Here is a 13972-nt window from a genome sequence, read left to right as displayed (position 1 = left end):
TTGTATAAGGTGGATAGTTTGAATAAATATACGATTGGAGATGCCAGTAAGTTATGCCATATCTCTACTAAAACGCTCCGCTATTATGACAAGATTGGATTGGTAAAATCACTACGTTCAAATGCTAACAATTATCGTTATTATGATGATAACAGTTTATTATTAATCCCTGTGATAAAGTATTATAAACAAATGGGATTTACGTTAGAAGAAATGACGAAGATCATCAACCAACATGATGATACCGACCAAATGATGTTAGACATTTTTCAGCAAAAAATGAATGACTTTCATCGAGAGAAAAAAGAGTGGGAAATAAGATATAGCTCAGTCCACGATTGGTTCAATCTTATACAAGAAGCGCAGAGTGTCCAACAAAGCCAAGACACTAACGTCTCTGTCCTATTTTTCCCAGGAAATGATTATTTATTTCTAAAACAAAGCTTTGATGAAAACATTCAGAGCACTGTCATAAACATTGAATTTACCGAATATGTTGAGCAATTAAAGGCTCATATTGCAGGTCCTATCATACTTAAATTTAATTCTTATCAAGAACGCATTTCTGGAGTGAATAAAACATGTATTCTACAGAAAGCCATATTTTCTTGCCCTCCTGAAAACACTATGTTTATTGGAGCTCAATCTATGGTTAGATGTTATCACATAGGTAGCCATAAAACGATTAAACAAACCTATGATAAGATAACTAAGTGGGCAGAATCAAACGATTATTCATTAGAAAATGAGTGTTATGAACGATACGTTCTTGATTATTGGACAAGCAGAGATAGCAATAAATTTATAACTGAAGTATTGATACCAGGTAAGAAGAATATTTCATCAAAATAACATGACCTGTGCATCATTATTCCAATAAAGATATTTACCTTCCCCTTAAGTGAAAGGTTATGTTAACCATGAAATAGCTATGGTTAATAATTTTATAAATTTAAATTATTAATTTAAACGCATAATCATGAGGCAAAATAATGGTAGATAAAGATCTATTGTCGATCCAAGAAGCACGAGCATTAGTGACTTCTGCTCGTACTGCACAGCAAGAATTTGCTCAGCTTGGTCAAGAGCGTATTGATGCCATTGTTGAAACCATTGCCAAAGCCGCTCAAGCACAAGCGAACCCACTCGCTCGTCTTGCGGTAGAAGAAACCGGATTTGGTAAGGTTGAAGACAAAACCACAAAAAATATCTTAGCCAGTGAAAAACTTCACATCGCCATCAAAGAGATGAAAACCATCGGCGTTATCAATAACGACGTGAACAAAAAAATCATTGAAGTGGCTGTGCCTATTGGTGTCATCGCTGGCATTGTACCCTCAACTAACCCGACGTCGACTACGATTTATAAGTCACTAATTTCCTTAAAATCGGGCAACGCCATCATTTTTACTCCACACCCAAGTGCGAAAAAGTGTATCGGCGAAACCGTTGCACTCATTCGTAGCACTCTAAACGCGTGTGGTGTGAGTGAAAACCTCGTTAGTGTAATGAGCATTCCGACCATTGAAGGCAGTGGCGAGTTAATGCGTAGGGTTGACCTTATCCTAGCGACGGGTGGACCGGCTATGGTGAAGGCGGCATACAGCTCTGGTACGCCTGCGCTCGGTGTGGGTGCCGGTAACGTTCCTGTGTACATCGAACGTACTGCTGATATTCAAGATGCTGTGAGCAAAATCATGGCAAGTAAGACATTCGACAACGGTACAATTTGTGCTTCAGAGCAAGCGATTATCACAGATAGAGCGATTGATGCTCAGGTAAGAGAAGCGCTAAAAGCCCAAGGCGGTTACTTCCTGCAAGGGGCTGAGCTTGAGAAAGTGAAGACCGTTATGGAACGTCCAGACGGTTCAATGAACCCTGCTATTGTTGGACGAGATGCGCAATACATTGCCAATTTAGTCGGTATTAGTATTCCAATGGGTACTCGCGTGTTGATTGGTGAAGAGCCTGGCGTTGGTCCAAAGCACCCATTCTCTAAAGAGAAATTAACCGCGTTATTGGGTTACTATACAGTTGAAGATTGGAACGAAGCATGTGAGCTCGCAACTCAACTTCTGCACAACGGCGGTATCGGTCACTCGTTCGCCATCCACTCTAAAGATGAAGCCGTGATTTGTGCCTTTGGTTTGAGAAAGCCGGTTTCACGCATGCTCGTCAACACCCCATCAACGCATGGTGCAGTGGGTTTATCAACCAACCTATTCCCATCTTTTACCCTAGGTTGTGGTGCGGTGGGTGGAAGTTCAACATCAGACAATGTGACACCGATGCACCTAATGGACATTCGTCGCATTGCTTATGATACAGGAACTCTGTCGTATAACCATTGTACAGATGCAACGCCTAAAACAGATGTTGCATTACATCAAGAATCCGTAAACGTGGAAATGATCACTAAAATGATCATCAATGAACTGAAGAATATGTCTGAACATAGACAAATTAAATAAGTGAGTATGATATGTCTTTAAATGCACTAGGAATGATCGAGACTAAAGGTCTTGTTGGCGCAATCGAAGCTGCCGATGCAATGGTTAAAGCTGCGAATGTAGAGCTTGTTGGTCGTGAACAAGTTGGTAGCGGCTTAGTTACTGTTATGGTTCGTGGCGATGTTGGCGCAGTAAAAGCAGCAACTGAAGCAGGTGCTGTTGCAGCAAAAGCTGTTGGTGAGCTTGTTAGCATTCACGTTATCCCTCGTCCTCATAGCGACGTAGAGAGCATTTTGCCTAAAAACTAAGGTTAACCCTTACCCCTGATATCAGTATTGCTCTAACTTTACTGATTTGAGCCACTCATATGAGTGGCTCTATTTTATGCAACAACCTTTATATTCAAGTAACCTTCAGTATCTAACTCACATGCAACATACCCAGTAGCACTTGATAAATTTAAACTCACTTTACAATCAATGAGTTACGAATTCTTTATTGCTTATCACCTTAAAATTGGCACTCATTTTGGTACTCATTAATTTTGTACAGATAGGCAAGATTGGTCATTTTAAAGAAATATTATGAAATTGAAAGAATAAACGGACTCATAAAATGAAAAGTTCAATTTTACCGTCGTTCATAGTTCGCATAACGATATGCACTGCATTGCGTTCGTTACGCGTCACGAAAAGAGAAGTATCCGAGAAAGAGAGAGATGGAATGACCTTGGTGGTGGTGACTAAGGCGACCGAAAAATTTTTACAGCGCGTGGGTCGCCCTCGTTTGTAGGTCTAAAGCCTCAGAAAGAACCTATTTTGCCTTTCTATCAAATTTAATATTACTCACCTCAATAGCAAACCCTCTAAGTACCGGTTCAAAATGCTTATACTTTAAGGTTTTCACTGACTCTTTTATCAAATCCTCAGCAGTAGACAAGAACGAAATGGGAAGTTTTGATTTAGAGCATAGAATAATCTCATTATACAAATGGTGATATTTATCATCTTTCAATTGCTCTAGTATATCTAACAGCCCAAGCATCCCTGCTTTAAACATGTTCAAATGATCATTCACTTTGTGTATATCTGCTGCTAGATCTTGAAGAAAGTTTTGATATCCTGGGGAGGAATTTTCACTATAGTATTTATCATACCGATAACACATTTCATTCAGAAATCTTTGTGCTGTGTTTGACAATATTTCCCCTCGTGACTCTATCGCCTTTTGATTCTCAATATCTTTCTGGTAATTTATTTGGTCTTGATGCATTTGCTTTTGCAGCTGAAATTGGTTGAACAAAACCCACAACGTACCAAATGTCAAAATCGGTGTATAAAGGCCACTCATGTATGCTGCAAAAGATGCCCAATCATTCTCAACTTCAGATAGTGGCCCATAAAATTTCCAAACATAACCAATAATAGGCAAAATCAAAATAAAACCAGTAAAACCCAATAACCATTTATTTTTTTGCACTCTTAATGTCCTCACAAAACCAAATACCCGAACTCTACCCCGCCAGATTCATGCGTCAATACCTTACGTCTCAAATACCCTTTTTCTTTAAGGTTTTTAAGCAACGTACTCGCAAACGAAGTCGAAACTCCACAGCGGTTGGCTATCTCAACCGCTGTCACTTGCTCCCCTATATTGATCGATTGCAACACTCTCAGCTGTGTTTTGCTTAATCGCACATAGTTCACTTGATGAGGCAACAGCCTCGCTACAGCCGACAAACGTGCGTCGATCGGCTGGTTTTTTGCTAAATTTTGCATACCTAAAATCATCCGCTTTGATTTATTTTGAAATGATGGTTAGAAGTTGATCTGATAAGAGCTAGAAAGGATCGAGATAAAACATTGAGGGCGGTCTACGGGCGGTTCACCAGTGCTTTTTTAGCCATTCATGGTAAGCGTTAATCGCCTCTTTCTTCTGAATTTCCATGTGAGTATGGATATAAACTTGATCTAGACTTCCCCTGGCATGATTGAGCAATGATTCACACACAATGTAATCAACCCCAATATCCTGCCAAATAGAACGGGCACGCTTACGCAAATCATGCGCAGACCACTTACCCTTTGAAATTAACCTCACCCACTGACTAGCCAAAGATGCATACACCGGGCTTTTCGACTTAACAGAAATCGGAAACAAATACTCACCGCAATAGCCTGACTCAACTTGCCACGCTTGATAAGAACGCAAATGCTCAATCATCCAATCCGACAGTGGGTACACCATCTCATTGTCATTTTTCGCTTCATCTTTTGGAATCGTCCAGCGCTTCATCACAAAACTAATGTCACTCCATTTAGTACGGCGAGTCTCACCAATACGGCTACCATGCCCCAACATCATTAATACCAACATACGTGCAGGCCACGCAGCTCCCTTCACAACACCAAGCACATCAGGCAACTGATCCGCACTTAATCGACAGCCTTTTAACTGCGCCTTAGTCAGAGAATAATTCTCATGAAAGAAATGCTTAAACTGAACATCAGCCAACGGATTCACAGTAATGTATTTCAACTTCAACGCCGTTCGACACGCTGTTTTCAACACATTAAATAAGGCACGCACATACGCCACAGAATACCCATCAGCAAACATCGGCTTGATCAGCACATCATCAATCTTGTCGTGGTCCAATTGCATCAACGGCAAACAATGAAACATTCCAATCAAATGACGCTCAGCCATACTCTTCAAGTTATTCAAACGCTCACGGCTAGAAAGCTTCTTCAAACATTCCCGCTTAACATGCCAATCAATCAACTGATCAACCGTATCAAAGCGATGGCATTCAACCACCTCACCTTCCTTGATTTTCACCGTAGCAGCGCTAGCCAACTTCAAAACATCTTTTGCTTGCGTGGTAGGATAGCGCCCAATCCGAATTTTAGATTCCATCCCCTTTTCATACATACGCAACCACCAAGTTCCCCCAGTTCTGGCCGCATTAAAGCGCAAATACAAAGAACTGCGCTCATCTTTCAATTCAGACACACGGCGGTCATTAATATGCTTACGGATCTGCGCCTCCGACATACGCACGGTCACCGTTGAATTAAAAAACACATTCTGATTCATACGAATAGACGTCATAGTTACTCCATTACCAATGTTGCCGCTGCACTCATTCGGCTTGCCTGCAACCCTTCGCCAGAAAAACTCACCCGATCAAGGCTGTATTTACCACGAATCGTCTCATCGAACGACGCATCTAAAATCACCACACCTTCAGCGAATGCACTTGGGTTAACGGGAGCATCAATTGAGATCTTGCGGCCCTCTCGTTCAATCTTTCTCAGCTCAGCTGCACACGCTTGAATGGCTTCTTGTTTTGAGTTTTTATCTTTCGCCAATAGCTTGAATGGTGCTGTACCTTTTGTGACTTCTTGACGAGAGCCATCATCAGTCGAAACATAAAACGCCTTAACCCCACTAAACTCATTTCGCCCATCCAGCGAACCCGACACATTCACAAACGAGCCAGAGTTAGGATTATTATCTGTAGGAAGTGACAAGGTAATGGTTTCAATTTCCTCACCATTAGGCGCTTTGGCTTGGCCTTTTGGCAAAAATACATATTGCTGCTCACCCACAGGCTTTGCCACCGCATCGTAATCTTTCGCCAATCGGTTCAAAAAAGCAGAGGTACTTTCTTCCGTGCGATCCACATGCTCGATTACAATATTTTGTAATGCAGGATGCACAAAAACATCAAAGCCAGAGGGGGTCGCTTCTTTCACAACCTGATCGATAGAACATTTTTCCCAACTTGAGGACTTGCGCTCACGAAACGATTTATCCAACACAGAAAATGGCGCCACGGTTAACACAAGCGTGATCTCTTTCGGGTACACCGAAAACTTACGCTGAGAAATAGCAAACTGACCGCGCTCCACATTCCCCAAATACACCTGGTATCTTTCACCTTTTGGCGGTAAACCGCTCACATCATCAGAACTGATCACCAGCGTTAAAGAATCACCCTTAACGCCTTCCGAATCTTCCAAATTGAATGACTTTAAACGCGCCATCATCAAATCACTGTTTTTTCCTACTAAGCGAATTCTTGCCATATTCTCTATCCCCACGCTTTGGTGACTTTTTTAACGTCATCGGTCGCCACAGGCACTGGCACCGTAACCAAAGTCGTTTCCAAAAAAAAATCCCCACGAACGTGAGGATTCAATTCATAAAAAGAGGCAGTGAGTAAATCATCATCCTGCCCCGTTTGTTTAAATAGAAAGTCTAAAATCAACTCTCCAGCTTGTGCTTCAACTTTCACCACGAAACTCCTGCAGGCCGAGATCTAAATTCGTCACCATCGCCTTACCATCGTTAGTAAAGTAAGAGCGTTTTTCGCTAATGGATTTAATCGTCCAACGGCCAAAATTACGCCCTTGCCCATCGCTCACCTGCTGCGGCTTATCAATCATCTTTCGTAGTTCATCTACATTATTAAATGCAGAATCACGAAACCACTTACAAGAAATATTGATGAAATCTAAAGGCCGCCCGACCTTTTCAGATCGAGCTGAACCAATTAGACCAACTTCATTCCATGAGCCAGAACTGCGCCGCTCAAACGAGGTAAGAGGCGTATCCGAGCTGACCGCAAACACCTTATCGCCAATAGCCAAATGTCTCATACGCTTCTCTCATAAATAAAAAGTCAATCTAACTACGGTCGATTCCCGCATAACTAAACTGAGTAGTCATCGTATTGCCGCCCATCAAATAGGCAAACTGATCATTCATTTGGTTAACCGCATGCTTACCAATGTCTTCCGTATTTTGACCAGGTGCAGCCGTAATATTGATCTGAGGAGAAAACGTCACCGATTGAGGTTTAGACTCTTTCGCCTCTTGAGCCTTAGCGATTTTTTCAGCAACTACATCGGGAGAATCAAGCTTGTTGCCAAACCAACCTCCTAATGCTTCACCGCCCATACCACCAAGCACAGAGCCAATAATTCCGCCAATCGCCGTACCCACAATAGGAACTACAGAACCCACCGCCGCACCTGCAGCAGCCCCAGCCAATGAACCACCTAAGCCGCCAACATTCGAACCCACTTGAGTCATGTTTCCAGCCTGCATGCCATCAGCAATACCCACCGCATTCATTGCCATACCGAGCGGACGTAGCACTTTCGCTAACCCCACCTTTCCGGCATTCATGGCAATGTCACCGCCAATATCAATAGCATCGGCAGCAAGTGACGGCATTGGCGCCATCGCAATACCACCGCCAACAAGACTCATTAATCCCGTTTTCAAACCACGAGATCCACGCATACGTGAAAAGCCAGAGCGTACACGCGCACCAAGGCCACCACGGGTTCGACTCGAACGACGGCCACCGGAACTGCCGCCATAACCAGAGCCACCACTTCGGCCGCCGCGACTTTGACTCATAACCGCATTCAGTTTGCTCCACTGCTTAGCCGTATAAGCCGCAATATTGCCGCTTTCTTTGGTTTCACGATTTAAGCCTTTACGATAAAGGCGAGTCTTATCCATCGTATTACCAAAAATCAGTGACGCCGCCTTGCCAGCGAGTATCGCTCCTTTAATGCCAATAAAAGCAGCTGCACCAATGCCAAGCACAGCAGTTAAACTTTTATTTTCTTCGGCAAAGTCAGCCACACCATCAACAATTGCACCTAGTGGCACTAATGCTGAATTCAAAGCAGGCAACAGCGCATCACCAAAAACAATCCCCAGCCGGCTTAATTTATTGGTAAATAACTCAACGCCATTTTCAGAGGTGTTAATTCGGGTTTGATACTCTTGATTAAGAGAATCGATATTGGCTTTTTGACCACGGTTTGCCAATTCCAATGCTTTGGCGTAGTTTTCAGTGTTACCCGCTAACGCAGCAACCGCTCCTTTCACCTCTTCACCGAAGATCTGAGTAATCAGAGCACTTTGCTTTTCAAGCGGGGCTTTTTTAATCGCGTTTAACACGTTAATTAAAGAACCAGAGGCATCACGTTGCATACTGGCGGCAAGTCCATCAGCATTAAAACCAATTTCAGCCAATGCATTTTGTTGTGTTTTACTTGCAGCAGATCCAAGCGTTAACCGCCCGGATATATTTTTCATTGCCGTAGCAGCACGTTCACGCCCCATGCCTGTTGAAAGCAATGCAGAAGAAAGCGCGGTCGCTTCATTGATTTTAAAACCAGAACCTTGCGCTGTTGCACCTTGACGAGCCATGACATCAGCAATATCTGCCGCTTTCGAATTGGTGTTATTTGAAAGCAGGTTAGCCAAGCCGGCTAAATTCATCGCCCCTTGCTGATCTAACCCCATCGATGCTTTGAAGGTTGCCAGTGTTTCACCTGCAGTCTGAGCATCAACATCAAATGCCACGCCCATTTTAGCCGCATCTTGCACATAGGCTTTAAGCTGATTAATGTCTGAAATACCACTTTGACCACCTGCCGCTAACATGGCATTGATCTCTGCAGCTGTCATTGGCGTTTGAGTTGATTGCTTCAATGACCAAGATTTCAAAGCAGAGGCTTGCTCGGGCGACATATTCACCACTTTGCTTACACTAGCAAAAGAACTTTCATTCTTCATTGCCATGTAAGCTGCGCCACCCAGCGGAGCCGCCGCCATTGCTAAACTGGTCGCCTGTCCACCAATTGCGCTCAACTTGGCATTGCGGTTATCAATGCGTGATTGAATTGAATTCATCTCTTTCAATCGTGCATTTTGTTTCGCAATAGAGGCGCTAGTTTGATCAGTTTGATTCTCTAAACGCTTTTGCTCACTACTTAAATTGCGAGTATTGAAGCCAGCCTCACGAAGCGAACGTTTCACATCAACCATAGTGCGACGATGCTTCATCTGCTTCTCAGTTAACGAATCAACCGATTTTCCCGTTTTACGATAAGCGACACCCAATTCATTTTGACGCTGCTTGCTTTCAAGAATCTCACCATTCAGTGAGTTCATTTTTGCTTCAGCTTCGGCCAACTTAGCTTTAAGCCCAGCCGAACCTTCACGGCCTGTCGACTGCATTTGCTTGTTGAGTGCTTTAACTTCTTGATCGGCTTTTCGGTACTCAACACGTAAAGCTGCTGTATTCTTTTTCTGAGCATTCAGCTCAATACCTAACTGCTCAAATTTCTGCTTAGTCGTATCAAGCTGCTGTGATAACTTTTTCGCTCGAACTTTGGCTGACTCAAACCCCTTCACTTGTGCAAGTTGTTGATTTAGAGACTTAACCGTTGCCCCTTGCTCTTGTAAAGATTTGTTCAACCGCTCAGTGGCAGAAGTGGTTGAAAGAATATCTTTCGTGCCTTTGGTCACCGTCTCCAGTGAAAAGACAATCTTCTCATTTTGACTCATCGCCTTTTCACTCCAAGTTTATCCAAAATCATTTGGTACCGACGCACCGCCGCATCTTGAGGCCACTTACGGATCTCATCTTCAGAAGTGTTACGGTGCATGGGAATTAAATCGATTAGGCTTTGAACGTCATCGGGCGAAAGTAATCCCCCGACTGTAGAAAAAAATCGCCAACTCTCGGCTTTAACGTTAGGTAATCATTGATTGAAAGCAGCTCTAAATCTTTGGTTTCTAGGCCACATACCACTTTGAACATGTAATCTTCACGTTCTTGGTCATCAGTAATTGCCGCCAACATTTCAGAAGCCGCCACATTCGGCACCTTGAAGCTAATCGTTGCAATGGTGTCGCCCAGTTCGTTAGTAAATGGAAACAACAAATCAAACGTCCAATCTTTCACTTCCAATGGTAAGCCTTTCAGTTCATCGGAAGGCATGGATACAAACGTCATTGCATCTTCTGCGAGAGTGTTAAAATCCGGTGTCGAAAGGCGATTGAATTCATCTTCCGTAATGTCCGTACAATTTTTAATAAGCGCCTTACGTTGCTGAAAAGCTTGCTTAGCGGAAAGCTCATGTAAATGAACATGCGGTAGCGTGCGATATGCCGCCACTGAAATCGTATTAATGATCATTTCATCACTTTCGCCACGTTTAAAAAACGGTAACTTACAAATCTTATTCATCTTGTTTTCCAATATTCAAAATTCAGGCATAAAAAACGCCCTTACCTCATAAGAAGTAAGAGCGTTTAAGCGATAAAGCAGGGTTACATATCGGTCTGATCAAACCCACCAATAATGGTTTTACCCGTGCGAGTATCGATGTCGTAGTTCAGGATACCGTTGTCGATTTCTTTGAACGCTTTCGCCGTACCTTCAATCGTACATACAGGCTTTTCACCCATTTTCACGGTATCTTGTTTAATCGATTTAATCGGCCCACCCATGGTGTAGTTCACCACGTACGAAACACCATCTTGGTTTTTACCACGCTCGGTCACATTAACCAGCGCATCTTGAGCAATGAATTTACCAAGCAACGGCATCAGCATGAAACGCTCACATTGAACCTTCATGCTCCAAGTTAGCGCTTCATAACCCACAATATCTTCAGAGGCCACAAACTGCCCTTCGTTAGTGTCGGTTTTTGCGTTTACTTCCGGTGGAGTAAATTCCACAATTTCATTAGCCAAAGGTAAACCCTGTACCAATGCGGAGAGTCGTAGTCGAATTCGTTTAGCCATTGACGGTCTCCTCCAACCAAGCTTCAATCATGCCATCGTTAACCGACAGCTCGTAAACCATGTGCTCGTTCGGGCTGTAACGGCCATAATCCACGCACAAATACCAACGACCGGACTTGTAATTCTCCAGGTTGTTTTTATCTGGGTGAAGGTACGCGTTAAAGCTCGGGATCACGTCTTCTGCAACCAATGATTGCCCCCACAAGTTCAAACTCTCAACCACTTGATTCATGAAATCTTCGGTTAAGTTTTCGCCCATGTAAGGCTGTGAGGTTTCTTCAAGCTTACGAGCCAGTAAATCCTCAAGGCCAACATGCGAGATAAAACGCCCCGTATTGGTACGGTTACCAATGATCGAATAACCACCCATGCGAGTGTGTGCAATGGTCGCCACACCATACTTGTTTAAGAAGTTGGCTTGCGTGGTCGCATCGTTGATTTTGTAACTCACATTGCGAGACGTATATAAGCAACTCACACCTTGGTTTTGTGGTGATTCATAGCCTTCAACCGAAGCCATAGCCGCAATCATGGCAATAGAAGCAGGTAGCGTCACTTCAAGCCCGTCATACTTAGTCACAAACCACGGGTCGATAATGGTCAGCTTATCTTCACCAGAACCTTCGCTGCCGAATGAAGAAGCAAACTCCGCCGCTTCCATATCGTTGGTATTTGGGCCATCTAGTACAGGGCGAGAGCGAATATCACGACCAATGCCAGCAAGCGCTTGACCAATCGATACCGAAGTAAAGCCAGGTGCACCGATCACAGTTGGTGTTTCAGGGCAACCTTTAATGGCTTTAATCCCAGTTAACGCGCCAGTAGCTGCATCCACATCACCAATCACGTTGGCTTCAGTTTCATTTTCATCAGCGCCTTCTTCCACCACAATCACATAGATCGGGCAATTCACCTTTTCGTATAAGTAACGATAAAGATATGGCAGCGTACCTTGGCGATCACCAACGCTATCTAACATCGCCATGCCAGCGGTGTAGTTAAAAAGTCGGGTTGGTTCGTTCAACGGCAAAGCGGCATCATCACGATCAGGCGCAGTACCGACTATACAAACGATCTGATCGGCTAATGGCCCCATCGACGGTGGCGGCTCAATGGTGTCCACTTCCGCGCCATTAAGCACGAAATCATTAATTGGTGTTAATTCAGCCATTCTTCACCTCTTTCGATTTAGATGGGGCTTGAGTTGAAACCGCGACCTTTACCGCTGCAGTATTAGTCGTTTCAACCTGTTGTTTGCGCTGGCCAATTTTTCCAGAACGCAATAAAAACGGCGTTTGGCGTGGCGCAAGTTTTATCGTTTTATCGATCGGGTACCACCAACGACCGTTGTGTCGAAATGGTTTTAAGATCGGATATTCATAAACGACAATTGGAGCTCGTTTAGTCATGTAGTCACCTGTCGGTTAGGCTTGGTGTAAAATTTAGGTATAAAAAACCGCTGCCCAGAACTGGAAACAGCGGTTAGAAATGAGTTTGTGTCGGGGTTTACGTTGAATCGCTTTCAATCACAACACTGCAACGTGTTGATTTATACGTCACCGTGCCTTGAAAGTGTTTATCAACGGCAACATGACAGCCACCTTGTGTGCGATCGTTGCCAACAATCGCATCTTGCTCACCATCTTTAATCGAGACGCTAGAGCATGCCGATAGTGTGAGGGCTGTGCATAGGATTAGAGTTGTTTTCATGGCTAATACTCCGGCTTAAACGCTTCTAGCTTGTCTGTTGCATCCCACGTTGCGAATTGCTCCCAAATGCTACGCTTGCGGGCAATGAAGATGGTTAGCACTTGACGCAGTTCTGCTAGTGACGTTTCGCGCCATGAGTTGTCTGCAAGTCGAAACTGCGTTGTGTCGGTTTCTTGTGCGCCGATGGTTTCTGCATCGTTGATAACTCGGCGAACATCGGCTGCATCATTCACTACATCCCAACCGACATCGAGAGCGTTCAGGTCGTCGCTGACTGCGTTATCGCGAATTACTTTGCCGGTTTTGGCGTTGTATTGTGCGATTTTTTCTTCATCATCAACCCACTGAACATCTAGCCATTTTTGCATCGCGTTTTCAGGCTTTGATAATGTCCAACCATCTTCTACCGCACCTAACTTTTCAACGGTTTTTGATTGCGTGCAGTCTTGTGTGTTGTAGATGGTTTTATCACGATGGTCTTCAACGTATTCGCTATCAATGGCGCATCCATTTTCATCGAGCACGGCGCACACTTGATAGCCGTCTTTTTCTTCAAGTGGCTTGCTCATCAGTCCGTACCGTGGGATTTGATATTGTCCTGCACGTTGTTTTGCGATTAACGCTACTTGATTGATGATTAACGTCTCTTTATCAAAGAGCCAATATTGTTGTTGAGACATGAATATTTCCTCTTATTAAATAAAGATGATGATGTTTGCCATGGTTGATTTTGGCTGATTTTGTGATGCGGTTGGGACGACTCGACTAGCATTAAACGTATGTCCGTACACCCCGCTGCCGCCAGTTGCAGAATCTTGCAATGTTGTGTTAGGTGCGCCTGATTCTTCACGACTAAATGCGCCTGTACTTACACTGTAATTCTTATGCTGTATACCCGGTATTCCACCCGTAATATTCCGTATCGCATCTTCATGCGTACTATTCACCAGATAATCCACACCATCAGCGACACGAACATAGCGCCCGAGAATGTCAGCTAGGTTTATTTTTCCATCGGCAACCAGTGACGGATACGCTTTTGCAATACGATGATAGAACCCTGCATCGATGTCTGTATCCATGATTTGCAGCGCATTTTCTGGAATGTCATCGCTTAACCAATAAACTGGCGTGCCCGGCTCGACGGCGTGGTGTTTTATCCACCAACACGGCGTTGGGAAATT

Annotated in this window: 16 protein-coding genes and 1 pseudogene; 3 read left to right on the top strand and 14 right to left on the bottom strand. The window is 43.7% G+C overall.

Annotation, left to right across the window (positions count from 1 at the left end; all coding sequences use genetic code 11):
• The first annotated feature begins 18 nt into the window (after positions 1–18).
• The 3 genes from ACK5MF_RS13595 to ACK5MF_RS13585 all read left to right on the top strand — a co-directional run bounded on the left by ACK5MF_RS13595 (position 19) and on the right by ACK5MF_RS13585 (position 2758).
• Positions 19–852, top strand: coding sequence for a MerR family transcriptional regulator (locus tag ACK5MF_RS13595; RefSeq protein ID WP_416923093.1), 834 nt, complete (start codon positions 19–21; stop codon positions 850–852).
• A 140-nt stretch (positions 853–992) separates the two neighbouring features.
• Positions 993–2471 (top strand): acetaldehyde dehydrogenase (acetylating), encoded by a 1479-nt coding sequence (locus ACK5MF_RS13590; RefSeq protein ID WP_416923092.1) that lies wholly within the window; start codon positions 993–995, stop codon positions 2469–2471.
• Positions 2472–2482: 11 nt separating this feature from the next.
• Entirely contained in the window at positions 2483–2758 is a 276-nt protein-coding gene (locus ACK5MF_RS13585; RefSeq protein ID WP_416923090.1) for a BMC domain-containing protein, read from the top strand.
• A 505-nt stretch (positions 2759–3263) separates the two neighbouring features.
• On the opposite strand, the gene ACK5MF_RS13580 is transcribed toward ACK5MF_RS13585, so the two are convergent.
• The 14 genes and pseudogenes from ACK5MF_RS13580 to ACK5MF_RS13515 all read right to left on the bottom strand — a co-directional run.
• Entirely contained in the window at positions 3264–3929 is a 666-nt protein-coding gene (locus ACK5MF_RS13580) for a hypothetical protein (protein WP_416923088.1), read from the bottom strand.
• 11 nt (positions 3930–3940) lie between these two features.
• Complete coding sequence (locus ACK5MF_RS13575) at positions 3941–4228, bottom strand: MarR family transcriptional regulator (protein WP_416923086.1); 288 nt, start codon at positions 4226–4228, stop codon at positions 3941–3943.
• A 106-nt stretch (positions 4229–4334) separates the two neighbouring features.
• Positions 4335–5564, bottom strand: coding sequence for a tyrosine-type recombinase/integrase (locus ACK5MF_RS13570; RefSeq protein WP_416923084.1), 1230 nt, complete (start codon positions 5562–5564; stop codon positions 4335–4337).
• A 2-nt stretch (positions 5565–5566) separates the two neighbouring features.
• The gene (locus ACK5MF_RS13565; RefSeq protein WP_416923082.1) at positions 5567–6544 is read right to left on the bottom strand and encodes a hypothetical protein; all 978 of its coding nucleotides are present in this window, start codon (positions 6542–6544) and stop codon (positions 5567–5569) included.
• Positions 6545–6549: 5 nt separating this feature from the next.
• Positions 6550–6753, bottom strand: a complete 204-nt coding sequence (locus ACK5MF_RS13560) for a hypothetical protein (RefSeq protein ID WP_416923080.1) — start codon at positions 6751–6753, stop codon at positions 6550–6552.
• The gene (locus tag ACK5MF_RS13555; RefSeq protein ID WP_416923078.1) at positions 6743–7117 is read right to left on the bottom strand and encodes a phage tail protein; all 375 of its coding nucleotides are present in this window, start codon (positions 7115–7117) and stop codon (positions 6743–6745) included. The genes ACK5MF_RS13560 and ACK5MF_RS13555 overlap by 11 nt, the downstream gene beginning before the upstream one ends.
• A gap of 28 nt (positions 7118–7145) precedes the next feature.
• Positions 7146–9833: a phage tail tape measure protein gene (locus ACK5MF_RS13550; RefSeq protein WP_416923076.1), complete on the bottom strand. Its 2688-nt coding sequence runs from the start codon at positions 9831–9833 to the stop codon at positions 7146–7148.
• A 115-nt stretch (positions 9834–9948) separates the two neighbouring features.
• Positions 9949–10518, bottom strand: coding sequence for a phage tail assembly protein (locus ACK5MF_RS13545; protein WP_416923074.1), 570 nt, complete (start codon positions 10516–10518; stop codon positions 9949–9951).
• Positions 10519–10601: 83 nt separating this feature from the next.
• Positions 10602–11078 carry a phage major tail tube protein gene (locus ACK5MF_RS13540; RefSeq protein WP_416923071.1) on the bottom strand — a complete coding sequence of 159 codons (477 nt, stop codon included), beginning with the start codon at positions 11076–11078 and terminating at the stop codon, positions 10602–10604.
• Positions 11071–12249, bottom strand: coding sequence for a phage tail protein (locus ACK5MF_RS13535; RefSeq protein ID WP_416923069.1), 1179 nt, complete (start codon positions 12247–12249; stop codon positions 11071–11073). The genes ACK5MF_RS13540 and ACK5MF_RS13535 overlap by 8 nt, the downstream gene beginning before the upstream one ends.
• A complete protein-coding gene (locus ACK5MF_RS13530) occupies positions 12242–12487 on the bottom strand; it encodes a hypothetical protein (RefSeq protein WP_416923067.1) in 246 nt (81 codons plus the stop codon). The genes ACK5MF_RS13535 and ACK5MF_RS13530 overlap by 8 nt, the downstream gene beginning before the upstream one ends.
• A 97-nt stretch (positions 12488–12584) precedes the next feature.
• Complete coding sequence (locus ACK5MF_RS13525; protein ID WP_416923065.1) at positions 12585–12788, bottom strand: hypothetical protein; 204 nt, start codon at positions 12786–12788, stop codon at positions 12585–12587.
• A gap of 2 nt (positions 12789–12790) precedes the next feature.
• Positions 12791–13468, bottom strand: coding sequence for a hypothetical protein (locus tag ACK5MF_RS13520; RefSeq protein ID WP_416923063.1), 678 nt, complete (start codon positions 13466–13468; stop codon positions 12791–12793).
• Positions 13469–13483: 15 nt separating this feature from the next.
• Positions 13484–13972, bottom strand: a pseudogene (locus ACK5MF_RS13515) (phage tail protein); the annotation flags it as partial.

Source organism: Vibrio sp. (assembly GCF_047973365.1).
Classification (GTDB): Bacteria; Pseudomonadota; Gammaproteobacteria; order Enterobacterales; family Vibrionaceae; genus Vibrio.
The sequence above is the reverse complement of the archived record's forward strand: the minus strand, read 5'-3'. Positions and strand labels throughout refer to the sequence as shown.